The organism is Pseudonocardia sp. D17, assembly GCF_036984265.1.
Taxonomy (GTDB): domain Bacteria; phylum Actinomycetota; class Actinomycetes; order Mycobacteriales; family Pseudonocardiaceae; genus Pseudonocardia; species Pseudonocardia benzenivorans.
Genome location: NZ_BPRG01000234.1, coordinates 164,021 through 179,186, shown reverse-complemented (window position 1 = coordinate 179,186; position 15,166 = coordinate 164,021). Strand labels below are relative to the sequence as shown.

Below are 15,166 nucleotides of genomic sequence, written 5' to 3'. Positions count from 1 at the left end.
CGGCCCGGGATTCGTACACCGGGCCGGCCGACGGGAGATCCGGACTAGTCCGGTCGTGTGTGGGGCGGGAGCGCCGTTGCCCCCACGATCCTGATGTTCCCCAAGATCAGAAGTCGAAACCCCCGCCGCCGAAGTCGCCGCCCCCGAAATCGCCGCCCCCGAAATCGCCGCCGCCGAAGTCGCCGCCGAAGTCGCCGCCGAAGTCGCCGGCCCCGGGGTCGCCGCCGTCGCCACCCCAGTCGCCGCCGCCGTCGGCGGCCATGCCGTCGGCGAACCCGTCGGCGTAGGCGACCCCGGACATCCCGGAGAACATGGCGCTGAACAGCAGCATCGATCCGAGGCCCCAGGCGCCGGCCACGAGCGCCGGCTTCCACCAGGGCTCGGAGTACCAGCCTGCCGGCACGGGCCGGCCCGCGACGTTGCCGCCGGGGTAGTAGTGCGGCGTGCGATCCGACGGGTTCGGCGAGGCGCTGTAGGCGTGGCCCTCGACCTCGACGTCGCGGTTCTCCGACACCGCGCCTGCCCGGTGCTGGCCGGGCAGCGGCGGCAGCTCGGGTCCGGGGTCCATGCCCATCGCGGTGCGCGCGGCACGGACGTAGTAGAGGCCCTCGTAGGCGGTCTCGGTGACCTGCCGGCACTGCGCGGCGGTGCGGGCCTGCTCCATCTGCGACCCGGCGGCGTTGTACCGCTCGGCCGCGTCGGCCAGCGCCTGCCTCGACGGCTCGTCGGTGCCGACGAGATTGAGCACCTGGCCGCCGAGGCGTTCGACCCAGCGCCGGGCCTCGGCCTTGGAGTCCTCGAGCTCACGCGCCTGCGCGACGGACCTCTGCCGGATCAGCCAGTAGGCGCCCGCGACGATCGCCACCAGGATGATGACGGTCACGACCGTACCCATGAGCCCTCCTCGTCGTGGGTCCTCGTGCGGAGGACCAGTCGTCCGGAGAACGGACGAGACGGGCAGAACGTTCCCCCGGGCGCCGCGCCGGGGCCGAGGCCCCGCGCGCGGCGCGCGTGCACGATGGGTGACCGGTCCCGCCCGGCGGTCCACGCCGGCGGGCACGCCGGCGTGGACCACGGGTCTTGTGGAGGGAGGGCGCCACACGACCCGCGGACGGACCGGCCACGGACGCGACCCACGATGCCACCAGCGCACCGCGGGTGCAGTCGCCCAACTGCGGTTTCTCCGTCCGCGGATGCACTCGGTGACGGTCAAGGCTTCGTTAGCGAATCCGGCGCGGCGGTCCCGACGCGCCGATCATGTTCAGCCGTCAGGGTGCAGGAGTCCGGCATCCGGAGGGTGTCGGGTACGCCAGACGTCGAGGGTCGGGGACGGCCCGTCGGTGTGGAGGAGCTGACGCAGTGTCACCGCCACGGCCGCGCGCGAGGCGGGGTCGCGCGGGAGCATCGTCAGGTCCGGCCCGACGCCGGCGCGGACCGCGGCGATGGTCATGGCCTTGTGGGCACCGGCGACGGGGTCGCCGAACGCGTCGAGCACCTTCTGGAAGGCGGCGTGCCGCGTCTCGTCGAAGTCGACGGCGTGCCCGTTCGCGTCGGTGACCGGGTGGGCCGGGTGCAGCGTGACGCAGGAGACCAGGTCCGGCCCGATGGGGGCAGCGTCCGGGTGGGTGTGGGTCGGGCGCAGCCGGTCCGCGTGCAGATGGGTGTGCGGGCCGTCGGGGGTCGGCGTGCCGGGGCGCGCGATCGGTGCGAACACCTCGACGCGCCCGCACCTGCCGGCGAACACCCGGTGCGGGCCGAGCCGGACCAGCGTGGCGACGAGCTCGTCGGACATCGGTTCGCCCGCGGCGTCGTCGAGTGCCTCGCGCAGCGCCGGGTCGGCGGTGCGGACGCAGGCGTCGACGGTCGGGATGCCCAGGCCGAGGTCGTAGCGGACGGCGACGCGGTCGCGCGGGCGGATCGCCTCCTCGTCGGGCCCGAGCGGGGTCACGACGGTCCGCGCGGCCATCCGCGCGGCCCCTGCGTCGAGGCAGAAGGCGACGGCGTGGTTCCAGCGGTTGTCGGGGCCCGAGGGGACCTCGTAGGCGATGACCTCGGTCGTGTCCGGCAGCTCGAGCCGCACGCCGCCGCGGCCCGTGACGACGCAGCGCGGGCCGCGCGCCGCGGGCTCCCCGGGACGGCGGCTGAACTCGGCGACCGCCCCGGTGACGCCGATCGTCCACGTCGCTCCGGCGTCCGCGAGCTGGGCCTCCACGAGATCGGCGACGGGGTCCGCTGCGTCCGGGCCTGCCATCGGAAGAGCGTCGCAGCCCGGGGTGTGCCGCGGCAAGACGGCGAGGGGGGTCGGGCGGCACGCCACCCGGATGTCGGGCGCGCCGGGTGCCGAATGACACAGCTGTAGTTACCATCGGAGCCCATGGATGCCGGAACGAGCGCGATCGGGTGGTGGAGCTGCGTCGACTGCGGCGTCGACGCCGAGCTGCCCGGCATCGACGGGCTGGGGTTCCTCGTGCCGTGCCCCGAGTGCGGCGAGGCGATGACGGAGCAGTGGCTCTGGGACGGCGCCTCCCGCGCGGACCACGCGGGCAGATCGGCCGCCTGACCCCGTCCGGCGGGGTCGTCGCGCACCTACGCGACGGGTGAGTGGCGCCGCGCCCCCACATACCGTCGTTGACCTGCACTTTCTCCCGTCACGACGGGTTCGTCGTCCCGGCCGCGCCCTGCGCGGGGGCCGGGTCCTCGGTTCGATCGGTCCCGGACGGCCCGGCGCGGCGCCGGGGGCTCCGACCGGAGGGCACATGCTCGGCGCGCTGGACGACCGGGACGTGATCGAGCAGGTCGTCGACATCGGTGCCCATCCCGTCGCCCGGCCGGGGCCCGAACGCGACGCGATCGTCGCCCGGGTGCGTCGCGAGCTCGCGGCGGACGGGTGCTGCGTGCTGGCGGGGTTCGTCCGGCCGGGGCTGCGCGAGACGCTGCGTGCGGAGGGGGCGGCGGTCGCCCCGCGGGCGCACCGCGACGTCGACGTCGTCAACGTCTACAACACCGACCCCGACCCGACGCTGCCCGCGGGCCATCCCGCCCGGCGGACCATGATCCGCGGCAACGCGTTCGTCGCGCGCGACCTGCTGGGGTCCGACGCGCTCGTCCAGCACCTCTACACGAGCACGGCGCTGCAGGAGTTCGTCGCGGCATGCGTCGGGGCGCCTCGGGTGCACGTGCTGGCCGACCCGCTCGCCGGGCTGACGCTCAACGTCGTCGCGCCGGGGCGTGGGCATCCCTGGCACTTCGACACCAACGAGTTCACGATCAGCGTCGTCACCCAGGAACCCGAGGCGGGCGGCGTGTTCGAGTACTGCCCCGGTATCCGCTCCCGCGGGGACGAGAACCTCGCCGAGGTGGCCGCGGTGCTCGACGGCCGCGCCGAGCACCTGGTCCGCCGGGCCACCCTGCGGGCGGGCGACCTGCAGATCTTCGCGGGCCGCTACGCGCTGCACCGGGTCACGACGGTCGAGGGCGCCCGCGAGCGGCACTCCGCGATCCTCGCCTACAGCGCCAGGCCCGGCGTCGTCGGCAGCCCCGCGCGGACGCGTCAGCTCTTCGGCAGGCTCACCCCGGCGCACGGCGGGGACCCCGTCCGCGTCGACGGCCTGCTGGACTGAGGATGCGCACCTTCGACGCCGAGGACGCGCTGGCGCGGGTGCCGTTGCCGACGCTCGCCGAGAGCTGCGCGCGGTTCCTCGACTGGTGCGCGCCGTTGCTCACCCCCGACGAACTGGCCCGCACCCGTGCGGCGGTCGCCGCGTTCGTCGCCCCGGGTGGCGCCGGTGAGCGCCTGCACGCCGAGCTCGTCCGGTACGACGCCCTCCCGGGCGTGCAGAGCTGGCTCGACACGTTCTGGGCCGACCGCTACCTGGGCAGGCGTGACCGGATCGCCCTCAACGCGAACTTCTTCTTCCTGTTCGAGGACTCGCGGTTGGGGCAGGTCGACCGGGCGGCGGCGCTCGTCGAGCAGGTGCTGGGGTACAAGGCGAGGATCGACGACGAGACGCTCCCTCCGGCGCGGCACGGCGGCGAGCCGCTGTCGATGGTCCAGCACCGCCATCTGTTCTCCTCGACGCGCATCCCGGGTGTCGACCGGGACCGGGCGCGCACCCCCTACAGCGACGCCCACCCCGGTCCCTCCCGAGCACGGCACGTCGTCGTCCTGTTGCGGGGCAACGTGTTCAGGCTCGACGTGATCGGCTCCGACGGGCGCCCGCGCACCCGGGCGGAGATCGCAGCGGGACTGCGCGCGGTCCAGGCGGCTGCGGGCCCGGGCGACGGGGTAGGAGCGCTGACGACGATGGCGCGCGCCGACTGGGCCCGCGCCCGCGAGGCGCTGCGCGACCACGACCCGGCCAACGCCGCGGCGCTGGAGATCGTCGAGTCGGCGCTGTTCTGCGTCTGCCTGCAGGACGAGGTCCCGGAGTCGCCGCTCGCCGCCTGCGACGCGCTGCTCGCCGGGAACAGCGCCGACCGTTGGTTCGACACCGCCGTCTCGCTGATCGTGTTCGGCGACGGCACGGCCGGCTACAACGGCGAGCACTGCAACCTCGACGGCACGACGGTGATCGCGCTGCTCGACGAGGTCCTGGCCGGCAGTGCGGCGCTCGCCCCGGCGCCGGTCGCCGACACCGTCCCGGAGTTCGCCGCCGTGCCCTGGGTGCTCGACGACCGGCTGCGCGCCACCGTCACCGACGCCGCCAAGGCCTTCGCCGACCACGCCGCGGCCACCGCGACGACCACCGTCCGCATCGACTTCGGCAGCGACCGGGCCAAGGCACTCGGGATCTCGCCGGACGCGTTCGCCCAGCTGGCCTTCCAGGTGGCGCACCACCGGGCCACGGGCCGCGTCGGCGCCACCTACGAGTCGATCGCGACGCGGCACTTCCGCCACGGCCGCACCGAGGCGATGCGGGTCGTCACCCCCGAGATCGTCGCGTTCACCGCGGCGATGGCCGACCCGGCGGTGCCGGCCGTCGCGCGTCGCGACGCCCTGACCGCCGCCGCCGACGCCCACGTCCGCCGCGTCCGCGAGTGCCGGGCGGGGCGGGCCCCCGAGCAGCACCTCTGGGAGCTGCAGATGATCGCGACCCGGCGCGGAGAACCCGCACCGGCGCTGTTCGACTCCCCGGGCTGGCGGATCCTGCGCGACGACCGCCTCTCCACCAGCTCGGTCCCGTCGCCGCACGTGCGGTTCTGGGGTTTCGGCTCGACGGGCGCGCAGTGCATCGGCGTCGGCTACGCGCTGATGCCCAGCCGGTTCGACCTGTACCTGAGCACCCCGCGGGCCGTCGCCGCGACGATGGCGGCGTTCGCCGCGGAACTGCCGCGTGCCGTCGCGCAGATGGAGTCGCTGCTCGCCGACGAGGGGGACGACCGTGGCTGACGCGGGCTCCGGCAAGGCCGACTTCACCGACATCTACACCGCGGCCGACCCGCGGCCCTACTTCCGCGCGCTCACCCCGCTCGGCTACCAGGTGCCGCGGCACGCGCTGCCCGTCGTCGAGACGGTCCTGGCGGCGGCGCCCGGTTCGCCCACGGTGCTCGACGTGTGCTGCTCCTACGGGATCAACGCCGCCCTCCTGCGCACGACGGCGGCCTACGACGAGCTCGCCGCCCGGCACGCCGACCCCGGCCGCGCCGCCCTGCCGTCGGTCGAGGTCATCGCCGCCGACACCGTCTTCTACGCCGCCCGTCTCACGGACACCGGGCGCGAGCTGCGGATCCTCGGGCTGGACGCGTCTGCGCCCGCCGTCGGATACGCGACGGCGACCGGCCTGCTCGACGCGGGGTTCGCCGAGGACCTCGAGACCGCGGACCCGTCGCCCGCACTGGCCGCGGCGCTCCGCGGGGTCGGTGTCGTCGTGTGCACCGGCGGGGTGGGCTACGTCGGCGCGACGACGTTCGCCCGGATCCTGCGCGCGGTCGACCGGCCGGACCGCACGCGGCTGGTCGTCTACGTGCTGCGGGTCTTCGACTACACGCCGGTCGCGGACGTCCTGGCCGGGTTCGGCCTGGTCACCGAACGGATCCCGGCGCTGGCGTGCCGGCAGCGCCGGTTCGCCGACGCCGCGGAACGAGCCGCGGCGTGCCGCGACGTCGCCGCCCGCGGCCTGGACCCCGTCGGCCGCGAGGCCGACGGCTGGTACCACGCCGACTGCTTCGTCAGCCGCCCCGCGGGCACGACGTCGCCGTTCGGCGCCCTCGCCGCCGTGCGCGCCGGCTCACAACGACGCGGGCAGGCCGTGGCCGGCGAACCCTGACGGCCCGAACGTCGTGATCTCGGCGATCCGCCCGTCGACGATGCGCAGCACGTCGAGCTTGAAGGGCAGGAACTCCGTCGCGCCGGGGGCGCGCAGGTAGCTCGCCGCCGCCGGCATCCGGTTGGCCGCGGTCGGCAGCAGCCGCCACTCGCCGTCGACGCCCGACGTAGCCCGGTCGAACAGCGGCCGCAGCGCGTCCAGCCCGGTGAACTCCATCGGGTAGGGCGGCATCGTGACGCGGATGTCGTCGCGCACCAACGCCACCAGCTCGTCCGGGTCGCCGGTGGTGTGCGCGCGGACGAACCGGTCGAGCAGGGCCCGTTCCTCGTCGGTCGGCGCGGGTGCCTGCCACTCGCCGTGATGAGCGGGCAGCTGCGCACGCAGTGTCGCCCGGGCCCGCTGCAGTGCGCTGTTGGCGGCGGCGACCGTCATCTCCAGCAGGTCCGCGGTCTCGGCGGCCGACCACTCCAGCACGTCGCGCAGCACCAGCACCGCACGCTGGCGGGCGGGCAGCAGCTGGATCGCCGCGAGAAACGCGAGCCCGATCGTCTCGCGCGCGACGGCCAGGACGTCGGGCTGTTCCGCCGTGGGCGCGACCGCGTCGAGCAGCGGGTCGGGATAGGGCTGCAGCCACGGGATCTCCGCGGGGCTGTCGGTCCTCGGGAGACGACGGGCCTTGCGGCGCAGGACGTCGAGGCACGCGTTGGTCGCGATCCGGTAGAGCCACGCTCGCAGGTTCGTCGCGTCGTCGAACGAGTCGCGCCCCCGCCACGCCCGCATCAGGGTCTCCTGCACCAGGTCCTCGGCGTCGTCGAACGAGCCGAGCATCCGGTAGCAGTGCACATGGAGCTCGCGGCGGTGCTGCTGCATCCGCGCGCCGAGGTCGGTCTCGTCCATGTCCGGTTCAACGACGCGGGGCGGGGGTGCTCATCGGTGTCACGACGAGAAGTCCGGCTGGTTGGACCGCACGTGGTCGGCGCGACCCGCGGGCTCCTCCCAGTCCTCCTGACGGCCGAGCGCGGTGAGGTCGAGGTAGTAGTACGACCCGCCCGTCGACTCGGTGCCCCGCGCGTACTGCGAGTACGTGTGGAAGACGCGGTCGCCGTCGCGCAGGAAGCAGGACAGCCCCGGCATCTCGAACGGCTGGGCGTCGCCGGTCCACGTGGGGCCGTACGCGGCGGCCGGGCGGTAGTTGTACTCCGCGGGCAGGACGCCGTCGTCGAGCGTGACGTGGAAGTCGTGGTTGAAGTCGCTGCCGTACGAGGAGTACCAGGGGAACGTCCAGCCCATCTTCGCCTTGTACCGCTCGATCTTCGGCAGCGGCGCCCGCGAGACGTGGACGAGGGAGGTGTCGCGCACGGCGAGGTGCTCGAGCAGGCCCTGCGACCGCTCGGCGGCGCCCGCGGTGCAGCTGGGGCAGCCCTCCTCCCACGACGGGTCGAACATGAAGTGCACGACCACGAGCTGGCGGCGGCCCGCGAACAGGTCGGCCAGCCCCACCTCGCCCTCGGGACCGGTGAAGCGGTAGTCCTTGTCGATCTCGACCATGGGCAGCTCACGCCGCTTCGTGTTCAGCGCGTCGCGGGCGCGGGTGAGCGCCTTCTCCTCGGCGAGCAGGTCGATGCGTGCGGCCAGCCACTCGTCGCCGCTCGCGATCCGGGGCAGTGCCATCGTCTCTCCCTCGGTCGGGGTGTCCGTCCTGTGGTGGTGACTGCGGCGCGGGCCCGGACTCATCGGGGACTGTCGGTCGGCTGTGGTGTGCTGCGGCACTCCGATGCGCGTTCGTCGGGCGCCGCTGAGGGCCGCTGCGGTCATGTCCCGCTCTGCCGCGTCGCGCGTACGCCGTCTTGCTTTCGGCCGCGAACCGGCGCACGGTCGTCGTATGGCTGCGCCCGCTGACACGACCCCCGCCGACGCCACGATGACGGCCTTCGAGCCCGGACAGCAGGGCATCTCGCTGCCCCGGCCGCCGGTCTTCGCGACCAGCGCGGAGGAGCGCAGGCACCGCAAGGAGCAGGTCGCCGGGGCGTGCCGGATCTTCGGCCGGTTCGGCTTCGGCGAGGGCGTCGCCGGGCACATCACCGCGCGCGACCCCGAGGACCCGGACATGTTCTGGGTCAACCCGTTCGGCATGTCGTTCCGGCACGTCCGGGTCTCGGACCTGCTGCTCGTCGACCACACGGGCCGCATCCACCACGGCACCCGGCCGGTCAACCGGGCGGGCTTCGTCATCCACTCCGCGATCCACGAGGCGCGTCCCGACGTCGTCGCGGCGTGCCACGCGCACGCGGTGCACGGGAAGGCCTGGTCGTCGCTGGGGCGGGTGCTCGACCCGATCACGCAGGACGCCTGCGCGCTCTACGAGAACCACGTCGTCGTCACCGACGGTGCGGGCGCCGTCGTCGTCGACGAGGAGGCCGCGAGGCTGCTGGCCAAGGGCCTGGGCGACAAGCGCGCCGCGATCCACCAGAACCACGGCATCTTCACCGTCGGGGACACGGTCGCGGAGGCCGCGTGGTGGTTCGTGCAGATGGAGCGCAACGCGCAGGCGCAGCTGCTCGCCGAGGCCGCGGGCACGCCGAAGCTGATCGACCCGGAGAACGCGCGCTTCACCCGCGAGCAGACCGGTAGCCCCTACGCGGGCTGGTTCTCCTTCCAGCCGCTGTGGGACGAGATCGTCCGGACCGACCCCGACCTGTTCGACTAGCGCCCGTCGTGCGGTGACCGGTCCGCCGCGGCGGACCGGTGCGTGCCGGGGGTGTGGCCCATCGTGCGCGCGAAGGTGTCGACGAACGCGCTCGTCGTCGCCCATCCGCAGAGGTGCGCGGTCTCGGTGACGGTCGCGCCCTCGGCGAGCCGGATCATCGCGTGGAAGACCCGGACCCGGGTGCGCCACTGCGGGTAGGTCATGCCGAACTCGGTGCGGTACAGCCGGGTCAGCGTCCGTTCGCCCGCCCCGACGGCCCGCGCCAGCTCCGCCAGCGAGCGTGGCGTGCGCAGGTCGTCCTCGACGATGCGGCAGGCGTCGGCCAGCCGGGGATCGCGAGCGGTCGGCAGCCGCAGCGGCTGGACCGAGGCACGGCGCAGCCGGTCGCCGAGCACGGCCCGGATGCGCGCCGACTCCGCGGCGGGGAGCCCGTCCTCGGTGCACGCGACGATCAGCTCGCGCAGCAGGCCGTCGACGGCGACGACGGTCGGCGAGTTCCCGGTGAGCGGTGTGGTCGCGACCGGGAAGCCGACCGTGTGGAACGACGCGCGCCCGTAGAACCGGTGCTCGTGCCAGACCCCCGCCGGCACCCAGACCGCGCGGTCGCTGGAGGCCACCCAGTCGCCGCGCGCGGTGCGGATCGCGAGTACGCCGGTGCTCAGGTAGATCAGCTGGTGGTCGTCGTGGCGGTGCCGGTCGATCACGTCCCCGGCCTCGTGTGCCGCGGAGTGGGTGGGCGCCTCCGGCATGTGGCGGATGTCCGACATCGAACGGCAGATTATCGGAAGCCCGTCGGCGTCGCGACGATGATCGTGGAGCGGTGAGCACGTTCGAGACCACCGCCGTCGCCGCACCGGCGTCGCACTGGCGGCGCATGCGGGTGTGGGCCGCCGCGCACGCCGTCGACGACTTCTACCAGGGCCTCGTGCCCGCCGCCGTGCCGTACTTCGTGCTGCAGCGTGACATCGGCTACCTCGGCGCGTCCGGGCTCGCGCTCGCGGCGACGCTGGGCAGCGCGCTGCCGCAGATCGCCGTCGGCGTGCTCGCCGACCGCCGCAGGCTGCCGTGGATGTCCCCGCTCGGGATCAGCCTGGCCGGGATCGGCGCGGGTGTCGCCGGGCTCGTCCCGGCCTACCCGCTCATGTTCGTGTCGCTGCTGGTCTCCGGCCTGGGCGTCGCGATGTTCCATCCGCCCGCCGGCCGCGACGCGCGGCGGGCCGCCGGGGGCAGCGCGACCGCGATGAGCTACTTCGCGGCGGGCGGCAGCGTCGGGTTCTTCGTCGCTCCCGCCCTGGCGACGCCGGCTCTCGACGCCTTCGGTGTCGGGGCCACGGCACTGTTCGTCCCACCCGCCGTGCTCATGGGGTTCGTGCTGCTGCGCCACCAGCGCCGCACCCTCCCCGCCACGTCGGCCTCGGTCCGCCGACCCGGCGTCGACCGGCCCCGGCTCTTCGCGACGCTGACCGCCGTCGAGGTCGTCCGGTCGACCGTGTCCTTCGGGGTCAACACGTTCATCGCGCTCTACTGGATCCGCGACCTCGGGGCGACGAGCCTGCTCGGTGGTGTCGCGCTGACGCTGCAGCTGGCCGGGGGCGTCCTCGGGACACTCGGCGGAGGCCGGATCGCCGACCGGATCGGCATGGTCCGCACCGTCCGGCTCGGCAACGCGCTGCTGGTCCCCGCGCTCGTCGCGATGCTGTTGTGCGACAACGAGTTCGCGGCCCTGCCGCTGGCGCTGCTCGTCGGGCTGGTCACCAACATCCCGTTCGCGGTGCTGGTCAAGCTCGGCCAGGACTACCTCCCGACGCGCCCGGGCACGGCCGCGGGCGTCACCCTCGGGCTCGCGGTCAGCGCGGGTGGCCTGGTGCTGCCCCTGCTGGGCCTCGTCGCGGACGCGCACGGGCCCCGCGGGGTGCTGGTGGTGCTCGCGGTCGTCCCCGTCGTGGCGGTCGTCCTGTCGGCGTTCCTGCGGGAGCCCGACCCTCAGTAGCGCATCCCCATCAGTAGCGCATCCCCATCGCCTCCCGGACCTCGTCGAGGGTCGCCGACGCGATCATGTTCGCGCGCTCGTTGCCGCGGCTCAGGACGTCCTCGACCAGGCCGGGCTCGGCCGCGAGCTCGGCGCGGCGGGCCCGGTGCGGCGCGAGGAACGTGTTGACGGCCTCGGTCGCCACCTTCTTGAGCAGGCCGCTGCCGCCGTCGCCGATCTCCTCGGCGATCTCCTGCGGGGTGCGACCGGTGCAGAGCGCGGCCGTCGACAACAGAGCCGACACCCCCGGACGGCCCTGCGGGTCGAACGTGATGCGCCGTTCGCCGTCGGTGCGGGCGCGGCGGATCAGCGCGGCGGTCTCGTCGGCGGTGCTGTCGAGACCGATGGCGTTGCCGCGTGACTTCGACATCTTCTGCCCGTCGAGCCCCGGGATGTCGGGGGCGTCGGTGAGCATGGGCTCCGGGACGCCGAACACGGGGCCGTAGCGCTCGGCGAAGCGGCGCGCGATCACGCGGGTCAGCTCGACGTGCGGGAGCTGGTCCTTGCCGACCGGCACCAGGTCGGCCTTGCAGAACAGGATGTCGGCGGCCTGGTGCACCGGGTAGGTGAGCATCAGCCCCGACAGCGCGCGCCCGGAGAGCTCGTGCTCGGCGCGCACCGTCGGGTTGCGGTGCAGCTCGGCCTCCGAGACCAGGCTCAGGAACGGCAGCAGCAGCTGGTTGAGCGCCGGCACGGCCGAGTGCACGAAGAACGTCGTGGCCTGCGGGTCGAGCCCGGCGGCGAGCTGGTCGAGCACCGCGCCGCGCACGTACTCGCGCAGGTGCACGGCGACGTCGCGGTCGGTGGTCACCTGGTAGTCGGCCAGGACGACCATGATCTCGACGCCCGAGCGCTGCAGCCGGACCCGTTCGACGATCGTGCCCAGCAGATGGCCCAGGTGCAGCGGGCCGGTCGGTCGTTCGCCCGTCAGCACACGATGGCGCTGCGGGTCGGCGGCGACGGCGGCGCGCAGGGCGGGCATGCGCGCGACCGTGGCGGCGTAGGAGTCCATCGGTCGTCTCTCCTCGGGTTCGGTGGCCGCACGGCAGCCGACCGGTCCCCGGGAGGGACGAGGCGCGGGCTGCTCGTGCAGCCCGCGGACGTGCGTCTATCCGGCTGCGACGAGCAGCCGCCACCAGGTGAGTCGGGTGGAACGCACGGCCCGAGCATAGCCGGTCGTCAGAGCGCGGCCAGGACGTCCGCGGTCTCGACGGGATGGGTGATCATGCAGTCGTGCGGGCCCGCGAGCGCGACGTGGTCCCACGCGGGATCGGCCTTCGTCCGCTCCGCGATCGCGGTGAAGAGGTCCACCCGTGGCTTGACCGTGCAGTACACGTAGGTCACCGGGACGCCGGAGGCCTCGACGGCGCGGCTCATCGCGGCCGCGTCGGTGAACGTCGCGAGCGGCTGCGGGCTCGCCCGCCTGCGGACCCAGTCGCGGTCGGCCGGGCGGACCAGGCCCCAGCGGTCGAGCGACTCCTCGTCGAGCGGGATGCCCCCGGCCTCCTCGTCGGCCCGGTCCAGGAAGTAGCCGCCGGCGGGCCCCAGCAGGTCGATCACCGAGCGGCCGTCCTCGGGGACCAGGGCGTCGAGATAGACGACGCGGCGGAACGGCTCGGGACGCCTGTCGACGACGCTGCCCACCACGACACCGGCGTAGCTGTGGCCGACCAGCACCACGTCCGTGAGCTCCTCGGCGTCGACCACGGCGAGGACGTCGTCGACGTGCGTGGCGAGCCCGATCCCGTCCGGCGTCGTGAGGTGCGCCCGCTCGCCCATCCCGGTCAGCGACGGCGCGTACACCTCGTGGCCCCGCGCCCGCAGCAGCCGGGCCGTCCGCCGCCACGACCACCCGCCGTGGAACGAACCCGCGACCAGGATGAACGTCGACACGACCGTGATCATAGATCCGGCCGTCGGGCCCACCGCGGCAGCCATTCGTCGCCGCGGGCCCGGGACCCGTGGCGGTCGCGCAGGAACGCGAGCAGCGACGCGAGCACCGGATGCGCGTTGTCGCGCCGCCACACGACCGACAGCGGGAACACCGGGACCGGGTCGACGACGGGGATGCGCCGCAGGTCGTAGCTCGCGGGCCAGAGGTAGCGCGAGCCGGGGCCGACCAGTGTCGCCAGCGTCGGCGACGCGGCGATCTCCGTCAGCTGCACCTCGGCGCTGAACAGCGGGCCGCCGAGATCGATCGTCAGCCCGAACGTCTCCGCGAGCTCGGCGTAGTACGTGCTCGCCTCCCCGCCGGGCGCGAGCCCCGGCATCCAGACCGGATGGGCGGCGAGCTCGGCGAGCGTCACCGCCCGCGCGTCGGCCAGTGCGTGCGCCGGACCGACGAGGAGCTCGTGCGGCTCGAGCACGACGCGTGCCGCCTCCAGCGGAGTGCCCGCGAGCCGGTCGGGGCCGTCGACCAGCGCCCGGAACGTGGCGTCGACGGTCCCAGTGGTCACCGCGTCGAGGGCCGGCCCTACGGCGACGTCGGGCAGGGTCACGACGTCGAGCACCACGCTCGGATCCTGCTGGTAGAACGCGTGCAGCAGGGTCGCCGGCGCCGTCCGCCGGTTGAGGACGTCGACGCGCAGCGCCCGCCGTCCGGGCGCCACCGACGCGAGCGCGCGCTGCTGCGCGGCCAGCAGCTCGCGGGCGTGCGGGAGGAACGCCCGGCCGTCGACGCTGAGCCGGGCGCCGCGCGGGGTCCGGGTGAACAACCGGACGCCGAGGGCGCGCTCCAGGGCGGCGACGCGCTTGGAGACGGCCTGCTGGGTCACGCGCAGCTCGTCGCCCGCGCTCTGGAACTGCCCGGTGTCGGCCACCGCGACGAACGTCCGCACGGCCTCGAGATCCACGCCCCGACGGTAGGAGACAACCAGCGGTTGTGGCGCACGGGCGGGCCCGTTGTTCGACGCCGGGCGCCACGTCCTGGTTGCATCCGCCGCCGTGGGGCTGGGACGTCGGTTCGGGTGGCTGTGGGCGGCCTACGCCGTGAGCACCTACGGGACGGCGCTGGGGTTCGGCGCGTTCGCGTTCGTCGCGATCACCGTGCTCGGGGCGAGCGCGGCGCAGGTCTCGCTGCTGTCCGCGTGCGGGCTCGCGGTCGGCGCGGTGCTCGCCGTGCCGCTCGGACCATGGGTGGAGTTCCGCCGCAAGCGTCCGGTGATGATCGTGACCGACCTCGTCCGCTGCGCCGCGATGGCATCGGTCCCGGTGGCGTACTGGCTCGGCGTCCTCGGCTTCGGTCAGCTCGTCGTCGTCGCGGTCGTCGTGGCGACGGCGAAGATCGCGTTCACCGCAGCGAGCGGCGCCTTCCTCCCGACGGTCGTCGCGCCTGCTCGCCTGCTCGCCGCCCACAGCCGGTTCGAGTCGACGCAGTGGTCCGCGACGGTCGTCGGCCCCATGGTCGGCGGCGCCGCGATGGGCCTGCTCGGGCCCGTCACGACGATCGTCGCCGACGCCGCCGGCTATCTGCTCTCGGCGGTGGGTGTCGCGGCGATCGGCGGGACCGAGGAGCGGCCGCCGCGCCCGGACCGGCTACGGGCCGGAGACCTCGTCGAGGGGTGGCGGTACCTCTGGCGGCACCCGACGTTGCGGCCGCTGTTCCTCGACGTGCTGGCCGTCAACGGGCTGATCATGGCGTGCGAACCGCTGCTGACGTTCCTGATGCTCGGCCCGCTGGGCTTCCCGACGTGGCAGTACGGACTGGCCTTCGCGCTGCCCTGCCTCGGCGGAATCGTGGGCTCGCGGCTGGCCCCGCGGATCGTCGCCCGCTGGGGCCGGCAGCGGGTGCTGCGCGTGTTCGGCGTCGCGCGGGTGTGCTGGCCCGTCGGGCTGGTGGCCGTCGGACCGGGTCTCCCGGGCCTGCTGACGGTGATGGTCGTCGAGTTCGGGCTGATCCTGTGCATCGGCGTGTTCAACCCCGCGATGGCCACCGAGCGGCTGCAGGCCACCGACCCCGGCAGCCGGGCGCGGATGCTGGCGGCCTGGTCGACGACGAGCAGCGCGACCATCGCGCTCCTGACGACGCTCTGGGGCCTGCTCGCCGGGCTGACCGGTCCCCGCCTCGCGATCGGCGCCGCGGGGGTACTGCTGCTGGCGACGCCGTGGCTGACGTCGGCCGGCCGCCCGGCAGCCACGCCCGAGCCGGCCTGACGCGGCGGCCCG

At 74.4% G+C, this 15,166-nt stretch carries 15 protein-coding genes; 7 read left to right on the top strand and 8 right to left on the bottom strand.

Annotated features, from left to right (window positions below; all coding sequences use genetic code 11):
- Positions 1 to 106 precede the first annotated feature (106 nt).
- On the bottom strand, positions 107 to 895 hold the full coding sequence (locus tag PSD17_RS32615; RefSeq protein ID WP_339126100.1) for a hypothetical protein: 789 nt from the start codon (positions 893 to 895) through the stop codon (positions 107 to 109).
- A gap of 366 nt (positions 896 to 1,261) precedes the next feature.
- Positions 1,262 to 2,251, bottom strand: a complete 990-nt coding sequence (locus tag PSD17_RS32610) for a DUF6925 family protein (protein WP_132975354.1) — start codon at positions 2,249 to 2,251, stop codon at positions 1,262 to 1,264.
- Between the two features lie 123 nt (positions 2,252 to 2,374).
- On the opposite strand from PSD17_RS32610, the gene PSD17_RS32605 reads away from it, so the two are divergent.
- From PSD17_RS32605 to PSD17_RS32590, 4 genes are all read left to right on the top strand, one after another.
- Positions 2,375 to 2,560 (top strand): hypothetical protein, encoded by a 186-nt coding sequence (locus PSD17_RS32605; RefSeq protein WP_013674078.1) that lies wholly within the window; start codon positions 2,375 to 2,377, stop codon positions 2,558 to 2,560.
- 196 nt (positions 2,561 to 2,756) lie between these two features.
- Positions 2,757 to 3,620 (top strand): HalD/BesD family halogenase, encoded by an 864-nt coding sequence (locus PSD17_RS32600; protein WP_339126099.1) that lies wholly within the window; start codon positions 2,757 to 2,759, stop codon positions 3,618 to 3,620.
- A gap of 2 nt (positions 3,621 to 3,622) precedes the next feature.
- Positions 3,623 to 5,389 (top strand): choline/carnitine O-acyltransferase, encoded by a 1,767-nt coding sequence (locus PSD17_RS32595; RefSeq protein WP_339126098.1) that lies wholly within the window; start codon positions 3,623 to 3,625, stop codon positions 5,387 to 5,389.
- Positions 5,382 to 6,266 (top strand): hypothetical protein, encoded by an 885-nt coding sequence (locus PSD17_RS32590; protein WP_013674081.1) that lies wholly within the window; start codon positions 5,382 to 5,384, stop codon positions 6,264 to 6,266. Before PSD17_RS32595 ends, PSD17_RS32590 begins: the two co-directional genes overlap by 8 nt.
- On the opposite strand, the gene PSD17_RS32585 is transcribed toward PSD17_RS32590, so the two are convergent.
- Both PSD17_RS32585 and PSD17_RS32580 read right to left on the bottom strand, forming a co-directional pair.
- A complete protein-coding gene (locus PSD17_RS32585; RefSeq protein WP_103382308.1) occupies positions 6,228 to 7,163 on the bottom strand; it encodes an RNA polymerase subunit sigma-70 in 936 nt (311 codons plus the stop codon). The two genes, PSD17_RS32590 and PSD17_RS32585, sit on opposite strands and share 39 nt — an antisense overlap.
- Positions 7,164 to 7,202: 39 nt before the next feature.
- Entirely contained in the window at positions 7,203 to 7,937 is a 735-nt protein-coding gene (locus tag PSD17_RS32580) for a DUF899 domain-containing protein (RefSeq protein WP_339126097.1), read from the bottom strand.
- A 211-nt stretch (positions 7,938 to 8,148) separates the two neighbouring features.
- Here PSD17_RS32580 and PSD17_RS32575 point away from each other — a divergent pair, with 211 nt between their 5' ends.
- Complete coding sequence (locus tag PSD17_RS32575) at positions 8,149 to 8,973, top strand: class II aldolase/adducin family protein (RefSeq protein ID WP_339126096.1); 825 nt, start codon at positions 8,149 to 8,151, stop codon at positions 8,971 to 8,973.
- Here the strand turns inward: PSD17_RS32575 and PSD17_RS32570 are convergent.
- Positions 8,970 to 9,740, bottom strand: a complete 771-nt coding sequence (locus PSD17_RS32570) for an AraC family transcriptional regulator (protein ID WP_339126095.1) — start codon at positions 9,738 to 9,740, stop codon at positions 8,970 to 8,972. The two genes, PSD17_RS32575 and PSD17_RS32570, sit on opposite strands and share 4 nt — an antisense overlap.
- 53 nt (positions 9,741 to 9,793) lie before the next feature.
- Between PSD17_RS32570 and PSD17_RS32565 the strand changes: the two genes are divergently transcribed.
- Positions 9,794 to 10,963 (top strand): MFS transporter, encoded by a 1,170-nt coding sequence (locus tag PSD17_RS32565; protein ID WP_339126094.1) that lies wholly within the window; start codon positions 9,794 to 9,796, stop codon positions 10,961 to 10,963.
- Positions 10,964 to 10,973: 10 nt separating this feature from the next.
- Here the strand turns inward: PSD17_RS32565 and trpS are convergent, their stop codons facing one another.
- The 3 genes from trpS to PSD17_RS32550 form a co-directional block, all read right to left on the bottom strand.
- Positions 10,974 to 12,014, bottom strand: a complete 1,041-nt coding sequence (gene trpS, locus PSD17_RS32560; protein WP_339126093.1) for a tryptophan--tRNA ligase — start codon at positions 12,012 to 12,014, stop codon at positions 10,974 to 10,976.
- A gap of 167 nt (positions 12,015 to 12,181) precedes the next feature.
- Positions 12,182 to 12,895, bottom strand: coding sequence for an alpha/beta hydrolase (locus tag PSD17_RS32555; protein WP_339126092.1), 714 nt, complete (start codon positions 12,893 to 12,895; stop codon positions 12,182 to 12,184).
- A gap of 8 nt (positions 12,896 to 12,903) precedes the next feature.
- Complete coding sequence (locus PSD17_RS32550; RefSeq protein WP_339126091.1) at positions 12,904 to 13,854, bottom strand: LysR family transcriptional regulator; 951 nt, start codon at positions 13,852 to 13,854, stop codon at positions 12,904 to 12,906.
- 97 nt (positions 13,855 to 13,951) lie between these two features.
- On the opposite strand from PSD17_RS32550, the gene PSD17_RS32545 reads away from it, so the two are divergent.
- The gene (locus PSD17_RS32545) at positions 13,952 to 15,154 is read left to right on the top strand and encodes an MFS transporter (protein WP_339126173.1); all 1,203 of its coding nucleotides are present in this window, start codon (positions 13,952 to 13,954) and stop codon (positions 15,152 to 15,154) included.
- Positions 15,155 to 15,166 lie beyond the last annotated feature (12 nt).

Bases quoted from the DNA above. Each gene is read 5' to 3' on its own strand.
- PSD17_RS32605 (WP_013674078.1), top strand. From the start codon at position 2,375: ATGGATGCCGGAACGAGCGCGATCGGGTGGTGGAGCTGCGTCGACTGC.
- PSD17_RS32600 (WP_339126099.1), top strand. From the start codon at position 2,757: ATGCTCGGCGCGCTGGACGACCGGGACGTGATCGAGCAGGTCGTCGAC.
- PSD17_RS32585 (WP_103382308.1), bottom strand. From the start codon at position 7,163: ATGGACGAGACCGACCTCGGCGCGCGGATGCAGCAGCACCGCCGCGAG.
- PSD17_RS32580 (WP_339126097.1), bottom strand. From the start codon at position 7,937: ATGGCACTGCCCCGGATCGCGAGCGGCGACGAGTGGCTGGCCGCACGC.
- PSD17_RS32595 (WP_339126098.1), top strand. From the start codon at position 3,623: ATGCGCACCTTCGACGCCGAGGACGCGCTGGCGCGGGTGCCGTTGCCG.
- PSD17_RS32610 (WP_132975354.1), bottom strand. From the start codon at position 2,251: ATGGCAGGCCCGGACGCAGCGGACCCCGTCGCCGATCTCGTGGAGGCC.
- PSD17_RS32615 (WP_339126100.1), bottom strand. From the start codon at position 895: ATGGGTACGGTCGTGACCGTCATCATCCTGGTGGCGATCGTCGCGGGC.
- PSD17_RS32575 (WP_339126096.1), top strand. From the start codon at position 8,149: ATGGCTGCGCCCGCTGACACGACCCCCGCCGACGCCACGATGACGGCC.
- trpS (WP_339126093.1), bottom strand. From the start codon at position 12,014: ATGGACTCCTACGCCGCCACGGTCGCGCGCATGCCCGCCCTGCGCGCC.
- PSD17_RS32570 (WP_339126095.1), bottom strand. From the start codon at position 9,740: ATGTCGGACATCCGCCACATGCCGGAGGCGCCCACCCACTCCGCGGCA.